Origin of the sequence: Streptacidiphilus sp. P02-A3a (genome assembly GCF_014084105.1) — a bacterium.
GTDB lineage: Bacteria > Actinomycetota > Actinomycetes > Streptomycetales > Streptomycetaceae > Streptacidiphilus.
On record NZ_CP048289.1, the window covers coordinates 105,680 to 127,266 of the forward strand.

Annotated in this window: 21 protein-coding genes and 1 pseudogene; 13 read left to right on the forward strand and 9 right to left on the reverse strand. The window is 71.6% G+C overall.

Annotated elements, in window-relative coordinates:
• Window positions 1-350: 350 nt before the first annotated feature.
• Window positions 351-1,001, forward strand: a complete 651-nt coding sequence (locus GXP74_RS00475) for a DUF433 domain-containing protein (protein WP_182449436.1) — start codon at window positions 351-353, stop codon at window positions 999-1,001.
• A 2-nt stretch (window positions 1,002-1,003) separates the two neighbouring features.
• Complete coding sequence (locus GXP74_RS00480; protein WP_225447627.1) at window positions 1,004-1,456, forward strand: hypothetical protein; 453 nt, start codon at window positions 1,004-1,006, stop codon at window positions 1,454-1,456.
• Between the two features lie 43 nt (window positions 1,457-1,499).
• Here the strand turns inward: GXP74_RS00480 and GXP74_RS00485 are convergent, their stop codons facing one another.
• The gene (locus tag GXP74_RS00485; RefSeq protein WP_182449438.1) at window positions 1,500-1,982 is read right to left on the reverse strand and encodes a hypothetical protein; all 483 of its coding nucleotides are present in this window, start codon (window positions 1,980-1,982) and stop codon (window positions 1,500-1,502) included.
• Window positions 1,983-2,083: 101 nt separating this feature from the next.
• Window positions 2,084-2,185, reverse strand: a pseudogene (locus GXP74_RS39935) (LLM class flavin-dependent oxidoreductase); the annotation flags it as partial.
• A 324-nt stretch (window positions 2,186-2,509) separates the two neighbouring features.
• On the opposite strand from GXP74_RS39935, the gene GXP74_RS00490 reads away from it, so the two are divergent.
• The 11 genes from GXP74_RS00490 to GXP74_RS00540 all read left to right on the forward strand — a co-directional run bounded on the left by GXP74_RS00490 (window position 2,510) and on the right by GXP74_RS00540 (window position 12,196).
• On the forward strand, window positions 2,510-2,791 hold the full coding sequence (locus GXP74_RS00490) for a hypothetical protein (RefSeq protein ID WP_182449439.1): 282 nt from the start codon (window positions 2,510-2,512) through the stop codon (window positions 2,789-2,791).
• Window positions 2,788-3,180, forward strand: coding sequence for a type II toxin-antitoxin system VapC family toxin (locus GXP74_RS00495; protein WP_182449440.1), 393 nt, complete (start codon window positions 2,788-2,790; stop codon window positions 3,178-3,180). Before GXP74_RS00490 ends, GXP74_RS00495 begins: the two co-directional genes overlap by 4 nt.
• A 393-nt stretch (window positions 3,181-3,573) precedes the next feature.
• On the forward strand, window positions 3,574-4,785 hold the full coding sequence (locus tag GXP74_RS00500; protein ID WP_182449441.1) for a damage-control phosphatase ARMT1 family protein: 1,212 nt from the start codon (window positions 3,574-3,576) through the stop codon (window positions 4,783-4,785).
• A gap of 138 nt (window positions 4,786-4,923) precedes the next feature.
• Window positions 4,924-5,931, forward strand: coding sequence for a hypothetical protein (locus GXP74_RS00505; RefSeq protein WP_182449442.1), 1,008 nt, complete (start codon window positions 4,924-4,926; stop codon window positions 5,929-5,931).
• Window positions 5,932-5,997: 66 nt separating this feature from the next.
• Window positions 5,998-6,756, forward strand: a complete 759-nt coding sequence (locus tag GXP74_RS00510; protein WP_182449443.1) for a hypothetical protein — start codon at window positions 5,998-6,000, stop codon at window positions 6,754-6,756.
• Window positions 6,753-7,616 carry a hypothetical protein gene (locus GXP74_RS00515; protein WP_182449444.1) on the forward strand — a complete coding sequence of 288 codons (864 nt, stop codon included), beginning with the start codon at window positions 6,753-6,755 and terminating at the stop codon, window positions 7,614-7,616. The genes GXP74_RS00510 and GXP74_RS00515 overlap by 4 nt, the downstream gene beginning before the upstream one ends.
• The gene (locus GXP74_RS00520) at window positions 7,613-8,488 is read left to right on the forward strand and encodes a hypothetical protein (RefSeq protein ID WP_182449445.1); all 876 of its coding nucleotides are present in this window, start codon (window positions 7,613-7,615) and stop codon (window positions 8,486-8,488) included. Before GXP74_RS00515 ends, GXP74_RS00520 begins: the two co-directional genes overlap by 4 nt.
• Before the next feature lie 135 nt (window positions 8,489-8,623).
• Window positions 8,624-9,586: an ABC transporter ATP-binding protein gene (locus GXP74_RS00525; RefSeq protein ID WP_182449446.1), complete on the forward strand. Its 963-nt coding sequence runs from the start codon at window positions 8,624-8,626 to the stop codon at window positions 9,584-9,586.
• Window positions 9,579-10,514: an ABC transporter permease gene (locus tag GXP74_RS00530; RefSeq protein ID WP_225447628.1), complete on the forward strand. Its 936-nt coding sequence runs from the start codon at window positions 9,579-9,581 to the stop codon at window positions 10,512-10,514. The genes GXP74_RS00525 and GXP74_RS00530 overlap by 8 nt, the downstream gene beginning before the upstream one ends.
• A 10-nt stretch (window positions 10,515-10,524) precedes the next feature.
• Entirely contained in the window at window positions 10,525-11,445 is a 921-nt protein-coding gene (locus tag GXP74_RS00535; protein ID WP_182449447.1) for an ABC transporter ATP-binding protein, read from the forward strand.
• Between the two features lie 34 nt (window positions 11,446-11,479).
• Window positions 11,480-12,196: an ABC transporter permease gene (locus GXP74_RS00540; RefSeq protein WP_182449448.1), complete on the forward strand. Its 717-nt coding sequence runs from the start codon at window positions 11,480-11,482 to the stop codon at window positions 12,194-12,196.
• 86 nt (window positions 12,197-12,282) lie between these two features.
• On the opposite strand, the gene GXP74_RS00545 is transcribed toward GXP74_RS00540, so the two are convergent.
• From GXP74_RS00545 to GXP74_RS41750, 7 genes are all read right to left on the reverse strand, one after another.
• Window positions 12,283-13,566 (reverse strand): MFS transporter, encoded by a 1,284-nt coding sequence (locus tag GXP74_RS00545; protein ID WP_182449449.1) that lies wholly within the window; start codon window positions 13,564-13,566, stop codon window positions 12,283-12,285.
• 39 nt (window positions 13,567-13,605) lie between these two features.
• Window positions 13,606-14,313, reverse strand: a complete 708-nt coding sequence (locus GXP74_RS00550) for a FadR/GntR family transcriptional regulator (RefSeq protein WP_182449450.1) — start codon at window positions 14,311-14,313, stop codon at window positions 13,606-13,608.
• Between the two features lie 89 nt (window positions 14,314-14,402).
• Window positions 14,403-15,212 (reverse strand): HAD family hydrolase, encoded by an 810-nt coding sequence (locus tag GXP74_RS00555; protein WP_182449451.1) that lies wholly within the window; start codon window positions 15,210-15,212, stop codon window positions 14,403-14,405.
• Window positions 15,209-16,492 carry a serine--tRNA ligase gene (gene serS, locus GXP74_RS00560; protein ID WP_182449452.1) on the reverse strand — a complete coding sequence of 428 codons (1,284 nt, stop codon included), beginning with the start codon at window positions 16,490-16,492 and terminating at the stop codon, window positions 15,209-15,211. The genes GXP74_RS00555 and serS overlap by 4 nt, the downstream gene beginning before the upstream one ends.
• A gap of 656 nt (window positions 16,493-17,148) precedes the next feature.
• Window positions 17,149-18,081 (reverse strand): prephenate dehydratase, encoded by a 933-nt coding sequence (gene pheA, locus GXP74_RS00565; RefSeq protein ID WP_182449453.1) that lies wholly within the window; start codon window positions 18,079-18,081, stop codon window positions 17,149-17,151.
• A 134-nt stretch (window positions 18,082-18,215) separates the two neighbouring features.
• Window positions 18,216-19,583, reverse strand: coding sequence for an iron uptake transporter deferrochelatase/peroxidase subunit (gene efeB, locus GXP74_RS00570; RefSeq protein WP_182449454.1), 1,368 nt, complete (start codon window positions 19,581-19,583; stop codon window positions 18,216-18,218).
• Window positions 19,584-19,588: 5 nt separating this feature from the next.
• Window positions 19,589-21,586 (reverse strand): copper resistance CopC/CopD family protein, encoded by a 1,998-nt coding sequence (locus tag GXP74_RS41750; RefSeq protein WP_182449455.1) that lies wholly within the window; start codon window positions 21,584-21,586, stop codon window positions 19,589-19,591.
• Window position 21,587 lies beyond the last annotated feature (1 nt).

Genomic DNA, 21,587 nt, shown 5'->3' on the forward strand with positions numbered 1-21,587 from the left:
CCGGAAGGCTCTCCATCAGCGCGGACAAGTCATAGGGGATGTCGAATTTCCAGTCCTCCTTGCCGAAGCCTCCGATGAGGAACGAGGCGTCGGTGTCAGCCAGGTCGGCGCAACCCCGAATGGCCAGGTACTCGTAGGAGGAGTCATCCTCCAGATGCCCTCGCTCCTCCAAGCGCTCGTCGGTCAGTCGTGTGCTCGTAGGCCTTGCCAGACGGAAGCCGAATCCCATGTACATGCCTCCTCGTTGCCCGGCCAAGGTCTCGTACGGATGGAAATGCTGGCGTCACCGAGGACCGTACGGGACGATGGACTAGCGTCTAGCCACGCCCTAGGAGCCAAGGAGGTGCCGCGTGTCGTACGAGCCCAAGCTGGCTGCCGCGTTGTCGGGAGCGACTCTGCGGCAGCTGTCGCACTGGCGGCGAGGGGGCGGCGAGCGCGGTGCTGTCCTGATTCCTGAGCTTTCGGCATCTCGTCCGATCCTCTACTCCTTTCGCGACGTGGTCGCTCTCCGGACCTGCGTCCGCCTTCGGCAGGAGGCGTCGTTGCAGCGGATCAGGCGCGCGCTGAACACCCTGCGCGAGGGCCTCGACGAACGCGAGCACCTTTCCGCCTACCGCTTGGTAGCAGGTGCTGACACCATCTACCTGGCGGACCCGGACCACGCAGTGGACCTTGTGCGAAGCAAGGGGAATCTGGTCATCGTCGAGATGGTCGACGTGCTCGCGCCCTTCTACCGTGGCGGACGACGAATCCCGGACCTCCTTGAGCCGCGACCGCACGTATCGATCGATCCTGCGGTGCGTGGGGGAGAACCGGTCGTCGAAGGCACACGTATCCCGGCCGCTGAGGTGGCCGCGCTCCTTCGAGACGGTGTGAAGCCTTCGGAGATCAGCGACTACTACCCGGGCGTCACGCCGGAGGCCGCTCTCGACGCGGCGGACTTCGTCGACTATGTCGACAGCTATGCCGATGACGCGGAGATCCGGCAGGCCGCGTCTTGAGGATGCTGTTGGACGAGAATGTGCCGCTCCCCATGGCTCAGATCGTGCGACTGCTTATGAAGCACCAGTCGATCGACCACGTGGCCGAGCTCAAGGGCTGGGCGGGTACGCGGGACATCGACCTCTACGCGCGAGCCGCAGCAGAAGGCTTCCACGTCATCCTCACGAACGACACCAAGCAGCTGAGCCGCCCGCTGGAAGTGGTGGCCATCGCCGAGTCGGGCCTGCATCGCATCGAGTACCGTCAGAACCACAAGCACGGCGGCCTGGTGGGACTCGGCGCCGCCATCGCCACCGTATGCGCCGGCCTGCCCCACGCCCTGTTGGAACTCGACCGGGCCGTCGGTCAGCGACTCATCTCACTCAACGGCGTGGACCCGTCTCAGCAGAACAGACTGCGGATCGTGGACCCGGCTGCTGCTCCACCGAAGTTCTGGCCCTCCACCTTTGCGTGACGGACAACGAGGCAGCGGGGCGCGCACAGGTCGCTGACGCTGATCACAGCTCGGTGGTCTGCGTGAGCCTGAACGGTGGAGCTCCATCAGCAAGCGGCTGCGGCTCTTCGCCTGGCGAGGCCGCGTAGGCGTGACCGCCGGCGGTGTAGAAGGTCAGCCACGGGTTCAGGTCCATCTCCTCACGCGCGAAGCCGATCCATCCTGCTGTCAGTGACCACTTGGCCAGCCAGGGCGGCACAACCTGGACGAGGTCGCACATCGCGTCGTCCACCACAAGGATCCGGGCGAATACACCCCAGCTCGGAGGGCTGCTAGTCGGCTGCCGCAGTACCAGGCTGGTGGCCGGTCCGCCTGCGAGTTCGTCGCCGTCGCCCGAGGGGGCCAGTGCCGGGCCTTCAACGTCGAGGGTTGGATCCTGCGGTACCTGGTCGGATAGGCCGAGGTGGTAGCGCAGTTCCTCGACGAACTCGTCCGGAGTGTCGGGGCGCAGTCTGAGCGACAGCGTCCACTCGTAGTGCAGGCTCATGGGTCGGCATCCAAGCACCTTCGGTGCCCAACCTGCCAAGAGGCGCCGTTCCCGCAGGTCAGGCTGTGATGGGTGAACGAGGATTGACAGAGGTCACCAGCGTAGGTGTAGGCGGCATGGAACCCCAGCTCCTCGGCCCGCCGCCACACCTCCCGCCCCTCGCGCCAGCGGTGGATCGGCGGAATCACAGTGCTCAGTGGCATACCGCCGACCCGACGCGGCCAGTCGCCTCACTTGCGTGACCGGATAGACGGAAGGTGAATTCCATGCACATGCCCTCCCGCTGCTCGGACCAGACGCTACATCGGTCAGGAGTACCAGACCTCGGGGTCGAGGGTGACCGTGGTGTATTCCGCGTAGCCCGTGACGACCAGGTCGTGCAGTCGATCGCGGCGGTGAAGTCGGAGGCGTCGAGCTTGTCCAGCAGGAGAACGAAGTACTGGACGATGGCAGGGCGGTGGCCGGTCTGCTCAACCAGCCCTCGGATCAGACTCCATCTTGATAGGTCATGTATTACACTTCCGCTCATGGACACACAGCGCCCTGGCAGGACCCGAGTCACCAGCGTCTCTCTGCGCGCCGAGACGCTGGAGGCGATCCGCGCACGCGCTGGGAAGCAGGGAGTCTCCTCCTACATTGAGGAGGCCGTGCAACGGCAGCTCCAGCGCGAAGCCATCGACGAGTACATCGCCACCGCCGAAGCCGAACACGGGCCCGTCGATGCGGCCGAAGTGGCAGCTCGGGCCGAGCGTATCCGCGCTCATCACGCCGCCCACCGTGGAGACGCCGCCGGGGTGGACGCCGCGTGAGCGGCACTCTCGTTCTCGACAGCGAGGCACTCTCCAAGCTCTCCCGCCGACACCGGGACATGACCGTGTGGCTGGACGTCGCCCGCACCCTGGACCTCTTGGTTGTGACGAGTGCGGCAACGCTGGTCGAGGCGTGTGATCCCAAGCTGCCGCAGGCGGCGTTCGACCACGCCGTCTCACTGACCAAGGTGCGCCCGGTCACGGAGGAGATCGCACGCGCTGCGAGCAAGCTGCTCGCAGCCGAGGGACTTCACGGCCACACGTACGCCATCGACGCGATGCTTGCCGCTACGGCCCACCTGGAGCACGGGGACGTGACGGTCGTGACCAGCGATGTCGAGGATCTGCGCCAGCTGTGTCACGCCCGCATCGCGGTCGAACAAGTCTGAGTCGCCGTCGGGTCGTTCCAGGCTCAGCTTTGCGTTCCCGCAGGTCGGGCCGTGATGGGTGAACGAGGATTGACCGAGGTGACCAGCGTCCCGAGCCGGATGCGCTCGGTGGTGGTGGCGGCGGGGGTCGGTGCCGACCCCCGCCGCCAGGCCCGCCGACACCGGGGTATGGCCGTGCACACTGGAGCCTGTTGGTCGTGACGAGGGTGGCGACGCTGGTCGAGGTGCGCGATCCCAATACGTCATTGACGCGGTGCTCGCCGCTACGGGTCACCTGGAGCACGGAGATGTGACGGTTGTGACCAGCGATGTCGAGGATTCGCGGCAGCTGTGCCACCCGCGCATCGCGGTCGGACACGTGTGAGCCGCTGACGAGAGAGACGAGGCAGAACCATGTCGACCGCGCCGGTCATTCGTAGTGACGTTCCGGGGTCGTTCGCCTGGGGGGTGTTCCACGAGCGGCATCCCGAGCTCGTACGGCGGGTGCTCGACGCGCTGCCGTACGGGCCGGTGCAGCGGGCGGGGGTGGAGCGGTTGCTGGAGGAGAGCACGACCGGCGTCCTGGAGCCGTTGGCGGCGGACGCGCCGGATGCCGAACAGTGGCGGGAGTGGGGCGCGGGGCTGTGGGGCAGGCCCTGGGGTGAGGCGCCGTTCCTCTGGGCGGAGAGCTACTTCTACCGCCGGTTGCTCGACGCCACCGGCTACTTCCGGCCCGGCGCGTGGCAGGGCGTCGATCCGTTCGCGCCGTTCAAGGCCGCCGAGTTGGCCGGAGCGGCGGTGGACGCCGAACTGACCGCGCTGGGCGGGCTGGACGGCCTGCCGGAGGGGCAGCGGGCGGAGGCGCTGCTGCGGTCCGCGCTCTGGGGCAACCGCGCGGACCTCAGCTTCCAACTCACCGCGGGGGCCGCCGGGTCGAGCGGGTCGGAACTGGTGGCCGACGACAGCGCGTTGTTCTGGGGCACGCTGGAGCGGGCCGAGGGCGGGCGGGTCTGCGTCGTCGCGGACAACGCGGGCCGGGAGCTGCTGCCGGATCTGGTGCTGATCGACCACCTGCTGGCGCGCGGCCTGGCGACGCGGGTCGTGGTCCAGGTGAAGCCCCAGCCCTACTACGTGTCGGACGCGACGATGGCCGACGTCCTCGCCGCGGTGCAGCGGCTGCGCGGCGCGACCGGTGCGGCGGCCGCGGCGGTCGGCCGACGGCTGTGGCGGGCGATGGACCACGGCACGCTGGTGGTCCGCGCGCATCCCTTCCTCTGCGCGCCGCTGCCGTTCCACGACCTGCCCGCCGACCTCCGGGAGGAGTTCACCGGCGCCGAGCTGACTATCCTCAAGGGCGACCTCAACTACCGTCGACTGGTGGGTGATCAGCAGTGGTCGCCGACCACGCCGTTTCCGGCGGCGGGTGGTTTCCGGTCGCCGGTCGCGGCGCTGCGGACGTTGAAGTCGGACGTGGTCGTCGGCCTCGACGCCGCCACCGTCGACCGGCTCGACCGCACCGGGACGCCGTGGCGCACCAACGGGCGCCACGCTGTCGTCCAGGTCGGTCCCGGTGAATCCCGGGCGGGGACGGGAGGTTCGGATACCAATCATGTAAAGAAGTTGTGAGGGCCCTCAGGAAGTGGACATAATCGCAGACCATATGACCTGACGAACCCGCGCGCGTGGCCGCGCCCGGGTTGGTGGTCGTGCGTTGCCCCCGTCCTGCTGACGGTGGGGCGATCAGCCATTCTGTGGGAGTTGTGTATGGGGGCGACTGACCCCGGGGCCGGGCCGTTCGAGGGCGATGTGCGGGCAGCGGAAGCGGATCCGACGGACGGCGGGAGCACGGTACCGCCGCCGGTAACGATGCCGCCGGTGCCGGTGCCGGTGCCGGTGCCGGTGCCGGTGCCGGTGCTACCGCCGGTACCGATGCCGCCGGTGCCGCCCCCGCCGCCGGGGTACCTGGTGGGGCAGGGCTGGACCGGGCCCGGTCCCGGCGCGGCGTTCGCGCCGGTGGCGGTCGCGGAGGGCCGGACGCGGTCACGGGTGGGGCTGTACGTGTCGTTGGCCGTGGTCGGGTTCCTAGGGATCGTCGCCGGGACCGCCGGAACGGTGGTCGCGCTCGGGAGTCCCCGGGGCGCCACGGTCCAGGCCGCCGCGCCGGTGCCGTCCGCCACGCCGAGGCCGTCGGCGACCGCCGCGCCCGCGACTACCGCGCCGGTGGTGGTGCCGACGGTCGCGCCCTCGCCCACGGCGACCGTCCACGGCAGTGTCAGCGACGGTACCCACAGCGGTGACCTGCGGTTCTTCCTGCTGCCGATCCCCGACGGCGGGCAGCCGATCAACGACGCGACCGGCACCCTGGAGAGCCTGAATGCCATCTCGCAGGAGATGGCCTCCCCCAGCCAGGGCCTGAGCGAGCTCAAGAGCTGGAACTGCGGCGGCGGCGCGGTCCGCCAGTACCGCAGCAGCGACGGCACCCTGACGATCCGTACCGAGCTGTTGCAGTTCGCCGACACCGGGGACGCCGGGGGCTGGTTCTCCGGTCTGCACTTCTCCGGCGGCACGGCCTTCTCCATCCCCGGCGTCGACAACACCAACGGCTGGGAGTTCGACCCCAGCGGGGCCGACACCTACGGCCGGATCAGCGGCGTCGGCTACGAGGGCGACGTCACGTTCGAGATCGACATCGACGGCCAGGGCAAGATCGACCACTCGCTGCTGACCCCGCTGATGCGGCGTGAGCAGCAGCTCCTGCGCACCGGTCACTGAGACATATCGCGACGGGGCGGGCGCAGCCCGCGTCCCTCGCTCACCCTGACGTCCCGTGGAGAAACGTTGACCACCGAAGTAGCCGACGCGGTGGCGGTCCAGCCGCCGCAGTCGAAGCCGAGGCGGCGTGGCCGGACCGCGCTGCTGATGGCGGCAGCCGTCGTCCTCGGCGTGTTCGGCGGCGGTGCCGCAGGCTATGCCGTGCAGGACATCCGGCGGCCGACCCCGCTGCCGCCGCTGACCGTGGCCCAGCCCCGGTACCCGGCGGCCAGGACCGCCGCGCCCGCGCTGCCGCCGGACCAGGACGACATGGTGCGCACCGACGGGGACCTGACCAAGCTGCTGGTGCCGACCCCGAGGGGGGCGAGTCTGGCGTACGGGTTCAGCTCGTTCGACACCTGGCAGGACATCGCCAGTTTCGCCGAGGGTTTCACCCAGCCGGGCTCGGAGTTCGGCTGGCTGATGGACCACAGCTTCCGCCGTGCGGCGGCGGCCAGTTGGGACCAGGGCAGTCAGACCTACCTGATCCAGCTGGTGCAGTTCGACCCCGCCGAGGAGTCCAACGCGGTGGCGCTGATCGACGGTGAGGAGACCTACGCCAAGACCTGGGCCACCGGGAGCAGCGTCCCGCTGCCCGGTTCGGACGTCGCCCAGGTCTTCCCCGGGAAGATCCAGCACAGCGCCGACGGCTCGGGCTTCTACGAGGGCGAGGGCTTCGGGGTCCACGGCGACATCGCGGTGGAGGTCTATCTCCAGGACAGCGACGGGCCGGTCAGCGAGCAGACCGTGCAGAGCGTGCTGCAGAACCAGTTGGAGCGACTGTGACCACTGACCCGAGCCAGGCCCGGGCCGAGACCCAGCCGCAGCTCCAGACCCAGCCGCAGCTCCAGGCCCAGCCCGAACCGCAGCCGGAGGCCCGGCCGCAGCCGGAGGCCCGGCCGCAGCCGACGGGCGGGCGGCGGTCCGGGCGTGGCCGCTGGATCGCGTTGGGCGCGGTCGGCGTGCTGGTCGCGGTCGCCTCCGGGGTGGGTATCGGCGAGGCCGTCCTCAGCGACGAGAAGCAGCCCGCGAAGGCCGCCCCGGCGGCCCAGGCCGTGGTCGCCGCGCCCGGTTTCGGCAGCAACCCGGACGGCAGCCACTACGGCTCGCTGAGTGATCTGCTGCTGCCCGTCCCGGACCAGGGCGCCCTGGGCGCGGACGACCCCGCCTTCGGCAACGACACCGTGCTCAGCCCGGCGCAGTACCAGCCGTTCTTCAACGAGGACTTCGGCGACCTGTCCGGCGCCGACCGGGGTCGGCTGAGCGGGCTGCTCGACCTCGGCGGGCTGAGGTCCGCGGCGCTGCGGACCTACCAGGTCACCGACCAGCTCGACGTCGAGATCGGCTTGTTCCAGGTCGCTCCGGGCCGGGTGGTGGCCGGTCCGGCGATCACGCAGGAACTCGCCAACGCCACCGGCTCCTTCGCCGGTACCGGCTCGGTGAGCGGCTTCCCGAAGGCCCGTTGCTACCAGCCGCCGCTGGCCCAGGCCTCCGACCAGCTGGACTACCTGGACTGCGAGGCGGTCGCCGGAGACCTGCTGGTGACCGTGAAGGCCTACGGCTCCGCGCCGATGGACACCTCCACCGTCACCGGGCTGCTTCAGCAGCAGCTCACCCGACTCGGGACCCCGGAGGCCCAGACATGAGCGAACTGACCGGCCCCCCGGCCCCCGTCCCCACGCCGCCGCAGCCGCAGGCACCGCCGCAGCCGCCGCCGGGCGGGTTCCCGGCGACGATGGTGTGGGCGGTTCCGGCGTACCTGCCGCCCGGGCCGCCGCGACCGTGGCGGCGGACCGCGCTGCGCTGGGCCATCGCCGCGGCGGTGTTCCTGGTGGTCGGCGCGGTCACCGCGGCGGTCATGATGGTTCCGGCCCGCACCGACCTGCCCGGGTTGCGGACCCCGAGCGATCACCGCTACACCTTCGCCCCGCTGCGGCTCCCGGAGCTGCCGTCGGGCGCGGCCGGGCCGAACGAGCAGGGCCCGGCCAGCGGCAACCAGACGCACGCCGCCGACCTGCGCCGACTGCTGCTGACCGCGCCGGTCGGGGGGAAGCCGGACCCCGGCTACCCGGGGGCCTCCGGCTGGTACTCGCCGACCGGGTTCGCGGCGAAGTTCAGCGACGGCGACGACCTGCGGAAGCAGTTCGCCGACCACGGGCTGCGCCACATCGCGGCCACCGCCTGGACCGGGCCGGACGGCACCCGCACCGAGATCTACCTGCTGGCCTACCGGTCCGACACCACCGTGACCGCGCTGTTCAGCAGCGAGTTCGACACCATGGTGCCGATGGCGGCGCCGTACGTCGGCGAGGAGAGCGACCCCTTCTTCCCCGGCGTCGGCAGCAGCAACGTGATGCTCGCCGTCGAACCGGCGGGGACGTCGGCACCGGCGGCCGACGTGGTGTGGCTGGACTGCGCGGACGTGGAGGCGGTCATCGTGATGACCAACCCGAAGGCGGTCACCCCGGCCACCCTCACCCAGGTGGTCACCCTGCAGAACGATCTGCTCCAGGGCTGAGCCGGGCCGAGCGCACCGGCGGGTGGTCGGGGGCGTCCCCTAGGGGAAGCCCCCGACCACGTACGCCGAAAGACCAGGAAAACCCTGGTGCCCGATACTGATGCGCCCCTGTACGCCCGCCGATACGGTCGTCCCGTGTCTGTCATCATTACGGACAACCTCACCAAGAGGTTCCCCCGGGTCACCGCGCTGGATCGGCTTACCGTCGATGTGCAGCCCGGAGTGGTCGGCCTGGTCGGAGCGAACGGCGCAGGCAAGTCCACACTCATCAAGATCCTGCTGGGCCTGGCCCCGGCCACCGAGGGTACCGCCCGTGTGCTGGGCCTGGACGTGGCCACCGAGGGCGCGGCGATCCGTGAGCGCGTCGGCTACATGCCGGAGCACGACTGCCTGCCGCCGGACGTCTCGGCCACCGAGTTCGTCGTCCACATGGCCCGGATGTCCGGACTGCCGCCGACCGCCGCGCGCGAGCGCACGGCCGACACGCTGCGCCACGTCGGCCTGTACGAGGAGCGCTACCGGCCGATCGGGACCTACTCGACCGGGATGAAGCAGCGGGTGAAGCTCGCTCAGGCCCTGGTCCACGACCCTCGCCTGGTGCTGCTGGACGAGCCGACCAACGGGCTCGACCCGGCCGGCCGGGACGAGATGCTGGAGCTGATCCGGCGGGTCCACAGCGACTTCGGCATCTCGGTGCTGGTGACCTCGCACCTGCTCGGCGAGTTGGAGCGGACCTGCGACCACGTGGTCGTGGTCGACGGCGGGAAGCTGCTGCGGTCCTCCTCCACCGCCGACTTCACCAAGGCCACCGCGCTGCTCGCGGTCGAGGTGACCGACCGGCTGTCCGAGCCCGGGTTCGACGTGGTGGGCGCCCTGCGCGAGCGGCTGACCGGTGACGGACTCACGGTCACCGGCGACGGCGCCCGGGTGCTGCTGGTGGAGATAGCCGACGAGGACACCTACGACCTGGTCCGCGACGCCGTGGCCGACCTGGGCGTCGGCCTGGTCCGGATGGAGCAGCGCCGCCACCGCATCGCCGAGGTCTTCCAGGACCGTCCCGCCGACGACCGTCCCGAGGAGGCGACCAGCCATGTCTGACCGTTCGGCCATGTCCGATCCGGTGCCCGCCGCCGCCCGCGCCGACGTCATCCACGACATCGGCTACCGCCACTACGACGGCCCGCGGCTGGGCCGGGGGTACGCGACGCGTTCGCTCTACACGCTGACCCTGCGCGGCAGTTTCGGTCTGGGGCGCTCGATCAAGTCCAAGATCCTGCCGATGGGCCTGCTGGCGCTGATGTGCGTCCCGGCACTGATCATCGTCGCGGTCGCGGTCTACCTGAAGTCGGGCAAGCTGCCGCTGGAGTACGAGCGCTACCTGTCGATCATGGACTTCGTGATCGCGGTGTTCGTCGCCGCGCAGGCGCCGGTGGCGCTCTCCCGCGACCTGCGGTTCATGACCGTGCCGCTGTACTTCTCCCGGCCGATCACCGCCGGTGACTACGTCCGGGCCAAGTTCGGCGCGATGTTCAGCGCGATGTTCCTGCTCACCGGGGTGCCGCTGCTGATCATGTGGATCGGCTCGCTGCTGGCGTCGATGAGCTTCAGCTACAACCTGGAGCACTTCGGCTTCGGCCTGCTGGCCGCCGCGCTGTACTCGCTGCTGTACTCGTCGCTGGCGCTGGTGATCGCCTCCGCCACGCCGCGCCGGGGGTTCGGCGTGGCCGGGATCATCATGCTGCTGCTGATCTCCAGCGCGATCGCCTCGATCATCTACTTCGTGATCAACCGGCACGACCAGGTCGTCGACGGCTTCATGGTGCACCACAGCACCGCCGCCTACTGGGCGAACGTGATCAGCCCGTCCGGACTGGTGGACTCCGTGGTCACCTGGATGTTCAAGCTGCCCACCAGCGGCGCCGGCGGAGTGCCCTCCACCCTCGGCGGGTTCGTCTTCCTCGCCGAGATCATCGCCGTGTCCGCCGCCGCCTACGGACTGCTCGTCCGGCGCTACCGGAAGATCTGAGAGGCCGACCGTGACCACCATCAGTATCGACCGGGTCTCCCGCTGGTTCGGGAACGTGGTCGCCGTGAACGACATCAGCATGCAGATCGGGCCCGGAGTCACCGGCCTGCTCGGCCCGAACGGCGCCGGCAAGTCGACGCTCATCCACATGATGAGCGGGTTCCTGCCGCCGTCCACCGGGCGGGTCGACATCGACGGCGCGCCGGTCTGGAAGAACCAGCAGGCGTACCGGCAGATCGGCCTGGTGCCCGAGCGCGAGGCCATGTACGACTTCCTCACCGGGCACGAGTTCGTGCTCGCCAACGCCGAGCTGCACGGCCTGCCCGATCCGGGCGCGGCGGCGCAGCGGGCGCTGGCCACGGTCGAGATGGAGTACGCGCAGGACCGCAAGGTCACCACGTACTCCAAGGGCATGAAGCAGCGGGTGAAGATGGCCTCGGCGCTGGTGCACGAGCCGTCGGTGCTGCTGCTCGACGAGCCCTTCAACGGGATGGACCCGCGGCAGCGGATGCACCTGATGGGGTTGCTGCGCCGGTTCGGCGCGGAGGGCCGCACGGTGCTGTTCTCCTCGCACATCCTGGAGGAGGTGGAGCAGCTGGCCCGGCACATCGAGGTGGTGGTCGCCGGGCGGCACGCCGCCTCGGGGGACTTCCACAAGATCCGCCGGTTGATGACCAGCCGTCCGCACCAGTACCTGGTCCGCTCCAGCGACGACCGCGCGCTGGCGGCGGCGCTGATCGCGGACACCTCCACCGCCGGGATCGAGTTCGACCCGCGCGAGCAGGCGCTGCGGATCCAGGCCGTCGACTTCTACCGCTTCGCCGAGCTGGTGCCGCGCGTCGCCAAGGAGGCAGGCATCCGCCTGCTCACCGTCTCCCCGCAGGACGAGTCGCTGGAGAGCGTCTTCTCCTACCTCGTGACGTCCGCATGAGTGCGCCCGGCACGCCCCAGGAAGGATTGAACCTGTGAACCTCACCGTCGCCCGGCTGACCGCGCGCGGTCTGCTCGGCCGCCGCCGCGGCCTGCTGCTGCTCGCGGTGCCCGGACTGCTGCTGGTCCTGTCGGTGGTGATCCGGGTCGCCGTGGGCCAGGACGAGAGCACCACCGTGGACGTCCTGGGCACGCTGGCCCTGGGCACGCTGGTGCCGCTGCTCGGCCTGATCGCCGGGACCGGGGCCATCGGACCCGAGATCGACGACGGCTCGATCATCTACCTGCTGGCGAAGCCGCTGCCGCGGTGGAAGATCATCACCACCAAGCTGCTGGTGTCGTTCGGCTGCACCGTCGTCTTCGGCGCGATCCCGACCTACCTGGCCGGGGTGATCCTGTTCGGCGACTTCGAGAGCGTCGCGGTGGCGTACGGGATCGGCGCGCTGGTCGCCGGGGCCGCCTACAGTGCGATCTTCCTGCTGCTGGGTGTGGTCACCCGGCACGCGGTGGTGGTCGGGCTGCTGTACTCGCTGGTGTGGGAGAGCGTCATCGGCAGCTTCGTCACCGGCGCGAAGACCCTCAGCGTGCAGCAGTGGGCGCTGGCGGTGGCCCGGCAGATCGCCGATCCGGGGGTGATCACCTCGGCGGTGCACCTGCCGACGGCGGTGCCGCTGCTGGTGGTGGTCACCCTGGCCGCGTCGGGGCTGGCGGCGGCGCGGCTGAGCCGGCTGACGCTGGCCGGCGAGCAGTAGCGCCCGAAGCGGTAGCGCCGGGGAGCGGGTCGCGCCGCCGTCTCCGGGTGCCGGTGGGTCAGGGCCGGTGGGTCAGGGCTGGTGGGTCAGGGCTGGGTGGTGGTGGCCCGCAGGGTGACCGCGCGGGCCGCGCCCAGGCCCGCGACCAGGGCCAGGGCGCAGCACACCAGCAGCAGCGCCAGCGGCAGCGTCCAGCCGCCGGTGAGCTGGTGCAGCGCGCCCACGCCCACCGGGCCGCAGGCGGCGATGAAGTAGCCCACCATCTGCGACATCCCGGACAGCTGCGAGGCCACCCCGGCGCCGCCGGAGCGCAGCACCACCAGCGCCATGGCCAGGCCGAAGCCGCCGCCCATGGCGATCCCGAGCAGCGCCGCCCAGATCCAGGCGCCGGAGACCGGGGCGATCATCAGTCCGGCGATGCCGACCGCGTAGCAAGCCATCATCAGCACCACCAGCGGACGCTGGGTGGTCATCCGCCCGGCCGCCAGCGGTACCAGGAACGCGCCGACCACCTGGATCAGGTTGCAGAAGGCGAAGATCAGCCCGGCGGTGCCGCGGGACATGCCGTGGTCGGTGAGCACCGTCGGCATCCAGGCGATCAGGGTGTACGCGAGCAGCGACATGATCCCCATGAACACGGCCAGCTGCCAGGCCAGCGGGTGCCGCCAGAGTCCGGGCAGCCGCCCGCCGCCCTGGGTCCGCGCGGACTGCCCGGGGTTCGCGGCGGTGCTCCGGCCGGCGCCGACGACCTGCGGCAGCCACAGCGCGGCGGCCACCAGCGCCAGTACCGACCAGGAGGCGAGCGAGCCCTGCCAGCCGCCGAAGGCGTGCTCCATCGGTACGGACAGCGCGGCGGCGAAGGTCGCGCCGACGATCATGGCGGTGGAGTAGACGCCGGTCATCATCGCGGCCCGGTCCGGGAAGTCCCGCTTGACCAGGCCGGGCATGGTCACGTTCAGCAGCGAGATGGCCGCGCCGACCACGATGCTGCCCGCGAACAGCGGTCCGACGCCGCTCATGACCCGTAGTCCGACCCCGGCCGCGAGCAGCAGCAGTGCGCCGAGGACCACCAGCTCCGGGCCGAACCTGCGGATCAGCCGGGGTACCAGCGAGGCGGTGACGCCCATCAGCAGCACCGGCAGTGTGGTGAGCAGTCCGCCGGCGGTGCTGGACAGGCCGTAGTGCCCGCTGATGTCGCTGAGCAGCGGCGAGACGGCGGAGACGGCGGCGCGCATGTTGACCGACACCAGCAGGATGCCGATCAGCGCGGTCAGCGGGTGCGCGGCGATCCGGGCCGGGCGGGAGGGGACGCGGGGGGCTGCGGCTGCGGACCGCAGCGCGGTCGGGTCCTGGTACGTGGTGCGGGGCATGGCGGTTCTTTCCGGAAGGGGTCTCAGCGCTGCGGCAGGTCAGTTGAGCAGGCGGGCGACGGTGCCCATGGGGTCGGCGATCAGCAGCCGACTGGCGGCCTCGGCGGCCTCGGGGTCGCCGGAGGCGATGGCGTCGACCAGGGCCCGGTGCGAGTCGAGGTCGACCTCGGGCATCTCCTGGTCGCCGAAGGCGGCCCGCATCGACTCGCGGACGGAGGCGCTGAAGTAGCGGTAGACCTCGGTGAGCGCCGGGTTGTGTGCGGACTCGACCATGGCGGTGTGGAACTCCAGGTCGTGCTCGACGCTGGCCTCGCGTCCGGCGCGTTCCGGCTCGGTCGCCAGCACGTGCGCCTCGGCGTCCAGCGCGGCCCGCATCCGGGCCAGGTCGTCGGGGGTGTGCCGGAGCGCGGCGAGGCGCGCGGCCTCGTTCTCCAGCGCGGCTCGGACCTCCAGCACGTCGCGCACCCCGGAGCGCTGCACCCCGTGCAGCACGGCGGCGGGGTCGCTGGTGGAGCGGACGAAGGTGCCCTCGCCCTGGCGTGACTGGAGCATCCCGGCGTGACAGAGCACCCGGACCGCCTCGCGCACGGTGTTGCGGCCCACCTGCAGCTGCTCGGCCAGCTCGTGCTCGGTCGGGATGCGGTCGCCGACCTGCCAGCTGCCGCTGCTGAGCTGCGCGCGGAGCTGCTCGATCGCGGCGTCGACCAGCGAGGTCCGCCCGGCCGCCCGCAGGTGCCCACCAGTCATCGTCCGGTCCTCCGATTGCCCGACATCCTCTTGTCCAGTCATCCTACAACCTCGGACCACGGGGAACGCCCCGCGGGGTGGCGGGGCGGTCAGGACTGCGGGAAGAGGTACTCCAGGACGCAGGCCACGCCGTCCTCGTCGTTGCTGAGGGTGACCTCGTCGGCGGCGGTGAGCAGGCTGGGGTGGGCGTTGGCCATGGCCACGCCGCAGGCGGCCCAGCGGAACATCGGCAGGTCGTTGGGCATGTCGCCGAAGGCGATGGTGCGGTCCTTGGTCACCCCGAGCCGGGCCGCCGCCAGCGCCAGGCCGGTGGCCTTGGACAGGCCCAGCGGCAGCAGCTCGACGAAGCCCGCGCCGGACAGCACCACGTCCACCAGCTGGCCCGCGATCTCCCGGGCGGTCTGCGCCAGCTCGTCGTCGCCGAGGGTGGGGTGCTGGATGAATATCCGGGTGATCGGCTCGCCCCAGAAGTCGGCCGGGTCGCAGCGGGTCACCGGGTCCTCGCCCTGCATCCGGTAGCCGGGGCCGGCGAGGAAGCCGCCGTCGAGGCCGTCCTGGCTGACCGCGGCCAGCAGCGGGCCGGTCTGGGCCTCGATCTTGGCCAGGGCCAGCTGGGCCAGCTGCCGGTCCAGGGTGACCGAGGTGAGCTCCCGGTGCGCACCCGCGTCGTAGACCTGCGCGCCCTGGCCGCAGACGGCCAGGCCGGTGTAGCCGATGGCGTCCAGGGTCGGCCGGGTCCAGGCGGCGGAGCGCCCGGTCACCACGATGTGCACCGCCCCGGCCGCCGTGGCCGCGGCCAGCGCCCGCCGGGTGCGCTCCGACACGGTGTGGTCGGAGCGCAGCAGGGTGCCGTCCAGATCGGTGGCGATCAGGTCGAACGGGCGGGCGGAGGCGGTCACGAGGTGATCGGCTCCAGTACCGTCCGGCCGCCGAGGTAGGGCCGCAGCGCCTCCGGCACGGTGACCGACCCGTCCGCCTGCTGGTGCGTCTCCAGGATCGCCACGATGGTCCGCGGGACCGCGCACAGCGTGCCGTTCAGCGTGGCCAGCGGGCGGTTGCGGCCCTCCTCGCCGCCGCGCATCCGGATGTCCAGCCGCCGGGCCTGGAACTCGGTGCAGTTGGAGGTCGAGGTGAGCTCGCGGAACTTGCCCTGGGTCGGGATCCAGGCCTCGATGTCGAACTTGCGGTACGCGGACGCGCCCAGGTCGCCGGAGGCGACGTCGATCACCCGGTAGGCCAGTTCCAGCTTGTTCAGGAAGTCCTTCTCCCACTGGAGCAGCTTGGCGTGCTCGGCCTCGGCCTGCTCCGGCGCGACGTAGGAGAACATCTCCACCTTGTCGAACTGGTGCACCCGGATGATGCCCCGGGTGTCCTTGCCGTACGTCCCGGCCTCGCGCCGGAAGCAGGGCGAGAACCCGGCGTAGCGCAGCGGCAGCCGGTCCGCGTCGATGATCTCGTCCATGTGGTACGCCGCGAGCGGCACCTCGGACGTGCCGACCAGGTAGAAGTCGTCCTCCTCCAGCCGGAAGACGTTCTCGGCGGCCTGGCCGAGGAAGCCGGTGCCCTCCATGGCGCGCGGCTTGACCAGCGCCGGGGTCAGCATCGGGGTGAAGCCCGCCTCGACGGCCTGGGCGATGGCCATGTTGACCAGCGCCAGCTCCAGCAGCGCGCCGATGCCGGTCAGGTAGTAGAAGCGCGAGCCGGAGACCTTGGCGGCGCGCTCGATGTCGATGGCGCCGAGCAGCCGGCCGAGCTCGACGTGGTCGCGCGGCTCGAAGCCCTCGGCGGCGAAGTCACGCGGGGTGCCGACGTGCTCCAGGGTGACGAAGTCCTCCTCGCCACCGATCGGGGCGTCGGGGTGGAGCAGGTTGGCGAGCTGCCCGAGCAGCCGCTGGGCCTCCTCGTCGGCCTCGTTCTGCTCGACGTTGGCCGCCTTGACCTCGGCCGCGAGCACGGCGGTGCGCTTCAGCAGCTCCGCCTTCTCCTCGCCCTGGGCCTTGGGGATCAGCTTGCCCAGCTGCTTCTGCTCGTTGCGCAGCTCGTCGTACCGGGAACCGGACGATCGGCGCCGCTCGTCGGCACTCAGGAGGGAGTCGACGAGGGCGACGTCCTCTCCTCGGGCGCGCTGCGACGCACGCACACGGTCGGGGTCCTCACGAAGCAGACGAAGGTCAATCACGGGGACGAGCCTACCGGTCGGCGGGTGCTGCCCGCCGCTGCATTGTGCCGTGGATTGTGCCGTGGCTCGGCGGGGGCCGGGCCGGGGCCGGGGCAGGGCTGGGGTTTCCGTCCAATGATCGCTAGTTGATACTCTGTGTCCTGTTCTGACAACTCTGTGGCATTTCTTGGATGCACACAGCGATGGTTATCCCTGGGGATAACCGACCCTCCCCTGTGGATATCTCGGGCCGCCCTGGGGATTCGTGGCTTTGTCCACAGTTGCCGCCCGCAGGCTGTGGATGCAGCGGGGGATCAGGCGCCGGACCGGACAAAACGGACGCCACTGGCGTCAAACCTCGGGTGTACGCACGTTTGCGTGATTTCTGATGTCGCTCGGGTCTCCTCTGGGTGAACACGTGAGTCATCGCGGCATTTGTCCGATGTGAATCGCCGGAGCTCGGCGCGCGGTCGCCGGGCCGTCGAGAAGGCGATGTGTCGACACATCCTCAGCCTGTGGATAACTCGAACTGTCCCCAGTGGCGATCGGCCTGGGGAAAACTCTCACAGCCAGGACTCAGAAAGCCACAGCCCCGATGATCGAGAACGATCAGAGATGATCACCGGGGCGATCGGGCCGCCGTCGGCGGCCCGGGTCACTGCTCGGTCACTGCTCGGTCACTGCTCGCCGCGGCCGTCGAGGCAGCGCGACAGCCAGTCCGAGGCCTCGGTGAAGGCCTCGTCGGACAGCTCCGGGCGGACCGCGGGCGCGACCTCGTCCGCCCGCGGGTACGAGCCGAGGAAGCGCACCTTCGGGCAGATCCGGTGCAGCCCCATCAGCGCCTCGCTCACCCGCCGGTCGCTGATGTGCCCCTCCGCGTCCACCGAGAAGCAGTACTGGCCCAGGCCCTCGCCGGTCGGCCGGGACTCGATCCGGCTCAGGTTGACGCCGCGCACCGCGAACTCCTGCAGCAGCTCCAGCAGCGCCCCGGGGTGGTCGTCGGCCAGCCAGAACACCGACGAGGTCTTGTCCGCCCCGGTCGGCGCCGCGGTCCGGCCCGGACGGCCGACCAGGACGAAGCGGGTGGTCGCGGTGGAGGCGTCGTGGATCTCCGACGCCAGCGGCACCAGCCCGTACAGCGGCGCGGCGAACTCCCCGGCGAAGGCCCCGTCGAAGCGCCCCTCCTGCACCAGCCGCGCGCCGTCCGCGTTGGAGGCCGCCGACTCCCACAGCGCGTCCGGCAGGTTCGCCGACAGCCACTGGCGTACCTGCGGCTGGGCCACCGGATGCCCGGTCACCGTCTTCACGTCGACCAGCCCGGTGCCGGGGCGGACCAGCAGCGCGAACGCGATCGGCAGCAGCACCTCGCGGTAGATCATCAGCGGCCTGCCGGTCGCCAGCTCGTCCAGGGTCGCGGTGACCCCGCCCTCCACCGAGTTCTCGATCGGCACCAGCGCCGCCGCCGCCTCGCCGTTGCGTACCGCGTCCAGCGCCGCCGCCACCGACCCCGAGGGGACCAGCTCCCGGGTGGCCGCCTCCGGCAGGGTGCGCAGCGCGGCCTCGGTGAAGGTCCCCTCGGGGCCGAGGTAGGTGTAGCTGTGGGCGGACACGTGCGCCTCCGGGGAACCTGGACGGGGGACCTGGACTGTGGATCCGGGCTTGTGGATCCCGCCCACGTTAGCCACTCGGCCGCGCCGGGGTGGGCCTGTTCCGGGTGGTGGACCCGTTCGGGGCACGGCCCGGTTCAGGACTCCAGCAGCGCCTGCCCCACGTAGCCGTCCGCCGACGCGGCGCCGCCGGGCGCCGCGTACAGGCCGCTGGACTCGTGCACGATGAACCGCGACAGCGCGTCCCCCCGGGTCAGCTTCCGCTGCACCGGGACGAAACCGGTCAGCGGGTCCGCCTGGAAGGCGACGAAGAGCAGGCCCGCGTCCGGGGCGCCGCCCGGGCGGAAGCCGTCGGCGTACGAGTAGCCCCGGCGCAGCATCGCCGCGCCCTGGTTGGACTGGGCGGCGGCGACCCGGATGTGCGCGTCGCCGGGGATCGCCAGCGAGCCGTCCGGGTTCAGCTTGTCCAGCTGCACCGCCGTGGTCTCGGTGCCGCCGGACAGCGGCGCGCCGGACGCCTTGTGCCGCCCGATCACCCGCTCCTGGACGGTCAGCGACTGCTGCTCCCAGCTGTCGAGCAGCATCCGGATCCGCCGGAACACCACGTAGCTGCCGCCCGCCATCCAGGCCGGGCTGCCCTTCGCCGGGACGAAGATCTCGCTGTCGAAGGCCGCGTCGGTGGGCTTGGGGTTGTTGGTGCCGTCGATCTGGCCCATCAGGTTCCGCCCGGTGCGCGGCCGCGCGGTGGCGCCGGGCGAGCGGCTGAAGCCGCTCATCTGCCAGCGGACCGCCGCCGTGCCGGCCGCCAGGCCCTGGAGCGTGCGCAGGGCGTGGAAGGCCACCAGGCCGTCGTCGGCGCAGACCTGGACCCACAGGTCGCCGTCGCTGTTGCCGGGGACCAGCGCGTCCGAGGCGAACACCGGCAGTGGCGCCAGCTGCTGCGGCAGCTGCCCGCCGAGCCCGGCCTTGGCGAAGACCGGGGCGCCGAAGCCGAAGGTGACCGTGAGCGAGCTGGGCCCGGCGTCCAGCGCCACGTCGGTGTCCTGGACGCCGGGCGGGGTCCGTCCCTCGGCCATCGCCGCGGCCGCCGCCGACCAGCGCTTCATCAGCGAGGTCAGCCCGGGGCGGCCGGTGCCCGGGGTCAGGTCGAAGGCGGCGGTGTACATCCGGGCCTGCATCGGCTGCACGATCCCGCCCTGGTGGGCGCCGTAGAAGGGGACCGAGTCCGCGCCGAGCGCGGTCAGCGGGGTGGCCCCGGCAGCGGCGGTCCCGGCGTCGGAGGCGTCGGCGTGGGAGGAGTCGGAGACCGCGTACGCGGTCACCCCCACGGCCAGCCCGACCGCGCCGACGCCGCCCGCGGTGGTCAGCAGCCGCCGCCGGGAGACCCGGCCGCGGGACCCGGCGACGGGCGTCCGGCCCGGGTCCGCGGCCGGGTCCGCCGCCGGGGACTGGGTGGTCCTGGGCGGGTTCGGCGGGTTGGTGCCGCGCTTCTTCTTGTTCGTCATGCTGTTCAGCCCACCTGGATGGTCGTGGACACGGTCGTCTCGTCGATGGCGTCCGAGCGGATGCTCACCGCCAGCAGCCACCGGCCCTGGAGCGGGAGTTCCAGGTTCGACGCCGCCCAGTGGCCGACGTCCACCTGGGACAGGGCCACCGGCAGCGGGCCGAGGTCCTTCGCCGCCAGCGAGAGGCTGACGTCCAGCTCGGGCACGGTCACCGGCTTGCCGCTCTTGTCGAAGACGTAGGCGTGCAGCGTGTTCAGGCCGGTGCGGGCCGGGTCGATCTCGATGTTGATCCTGCCGTTGGCGTTGTCCCCGGGACCGCCGGTGCTGTACGGCAGGGTGACGCTGACCGGCTGGGTCCGGGTCGCCGCGACCGCCGCGTTCTGCTCGGTGACGGCGCGGCCGGGCGCGGTGTTGGTCAGCAGCGTGGTGACCACCAGCACGATCACCGCGAAGGTCACCTCCAGCAGCACCGAGCGCAGCAGCATCCCGCGCGCCGGGGAGGCCTGCCGCGCCCGCTGGTCGGCCACCCCGGCCCGCAGCGCCCGCTGCCGGGCCAGCTGCGCCCGGCGCACCGGGTCGTCGGAAAGGTCCGGCTGGTCGGTCTCCGGCTCCGACTCCGACTCCGACTCGGTCCCAGGCTCCGGCTCGGGTCCCGGCTCCGGCTCGGGTCCCGGCCCCGGCTCCGGTCCCGGCTCCGGGGTGGTGCGCAGGACGGCGGTCCAGCGGCGGGACATGGCGGCGGCGGCCAGCATCACCAGCACCGCGCCGATCTTCACCAGCAGCAGCTGCCCGTACGTCGTGGAGACCAGCGCGCCCCAGCTGCCCAGGCCGCGCCAGGCCTGGTAGACGCCGGTGCCGACGAGCGCGGCGACGGCGCACATGGCGATCGTGGAGAACCGGGCGACCTGCTCGGCGCCGACCCCGCCCGCCGACTGCGGCGTGCGCAGGCCGACCAGGACGGCCGCGAGGCCGCCCAGCCAGCAGGCCATGGACAGGATGTGGATGACGTCCAGCGGCACCGCCAGGCCGACCTGCATGCCGACCGAGGCGTGGTCGCCGAGCGCCCAGGTGCAGGCCAGGCCGATGGCCAGGACGGCCCAGGCCACGCCCAGGCCCACCCGCAGCCGCCGCTCCTGCCGCGCACCGGTCTCCGGGACGTCGGTGTCGGCGTCGCGGTCGGGCTCGGCGGCTTCCTGGCCGATACCGGCCTGGCCGGCCAGCAGCGACAGGAACACGCCGACCGCCGCCAGCAGCAGCACCCGGACCACCAGCAGCGTGCCCAGGCGTTCGTTCAGGCTCTGCTGGATCAGCGTCAGGTTGAACACCCCGCCGAGCCCCGAGGCCGCCGCGTACGGTCCGCGCAGCAGCAGTTCGGCGACGGTGGACAGCAGCAGCCCGGCCCAGCCGCCCAGCATCAGCCGCTGCACCGCCCGCAGCCGCACCCCGCGCGGCCAGCAGACCAGGACCAGCACCACCGCGCCGATCAGCAGCGCGTACGAGCCGTACTGCACGCTGCGGCTGCCGCCGTACAGCGCGCCGACCAGCGGACTGCCCTTGGTGGCCTGCTCACCGGAGACCGCGGTGGTGGCCGAGGCGTGCCCGTAGGAGAAGGTGAAGGCGCCGGAGACCGGGTGGGTGTCGGCGGAGATCGCCCGCCAGGCCACGGTGTAGGTGCCCGGGGCGAGCCCGGGGACCAGCCTCACCTGGGCGGTGGTGTCGTCGCTCCCGGCGTGGCCGGTCGGGCCCGAGTCGACCCGCTTGCCGTTGGGGTCGAACACCCGCAGGTCGTCGCTCTCCAGCGTGACCTGCTCGCTGAAGTGCAGGGTGACCTCGCTGGGCGCGGTCTGCACCACCGAGTTCTCGGCCGGGTCGGTGGACAGCAGGGCGGCGTGCGCGGAGGCGGCGGTGGCCCCGGCGAGCATCAGCCCGAACAGCGTGACGAGCAGCGCGAACAGGGCCGCGACGCGTTGGCGCAGCGGGCGGGGACGGGATCTGGTCAGCATG

Bases quoted from the DNA above. Each gene is read 5' to 3' on its own strand.
- efeB (WP_182449454.1), bottom strand. From the start codon at position 19,583: ATGACGAACAAGAAGAAGCGCGGCACCAACCCGCCGAACCCGCCCAGG.
- GXP74_RS00480 (WP_225447627.1), top strand. From the start codon at position 1,004: ATGCTGTTGGACGAGAATGTGCCGCTCCCCATGGCTCAGATCGTGCGA.
- GXP74_RS00530 (WP_225447628.1), top strand. From the start codon at position 9,579: ATGTCTGACCGTTCGGCCATGTCCGATCCGGTGCCCGCCGCCGCCCGC.
- GXP74_RS00545 (WP_182449449.1), bottom strand. From the start codon at position 13,566: ATGCCCCGCACCACGTACCAGGACCCGACCGCGCTGCGGTCCGCAGCC.
- GXP74_RS00485 (WP_182449438.1), bottom strand. From the start codon at position 1,982: ATGAGCCTGCACTACGAGTGGACGCTGTCGCTCAGACTGCGCCCCGAC.
- GXP74_RS00550 (WP_182449450.1), bottom strand. From the start codon at position 14,313: ATGACTGGTGGGCACCTGCGGGCGGCCGGGCGGACCTCGCTGGTCGAC.
- GXP74_RS41750 (WP_182449455.1), bottom strand. From the start codon at position 21,586: ATGCTGACCAGATCCCGTCCCCGCCCGCTGCGCCAACGCGTCGCGGCC.
- GXP74_RS00505 (WP_182449442.1), top strand. From the start codon at position 4,924: ATGGGGGCGACTGACCCCGGGGCCGGGCCGTTCGAGGGCGATGTGCGG.
- GXP74_RS00500 (WP_182449441.1), top strand. From the start codon at position 3,574: ATGTCGACCGCGCCGGTCATTCGTAGTGACGTTCCGGGGTCGTTCGCC.
- GXP74_RS00490 (WP_182449439.1), top strand. From the start codon at position 2,510: ATGGACACACAGCGCCCTGGCAGGACCCGAGTCACCAGCGTCTCTCTG.
- GXP74_RS00520 (WP_182449445.1), top strand. From the start codon at position 7,613: ATGAGCGAACTGACCGGCCCCCCGGCCCCCGTCCCCACGCCGCCGCAG.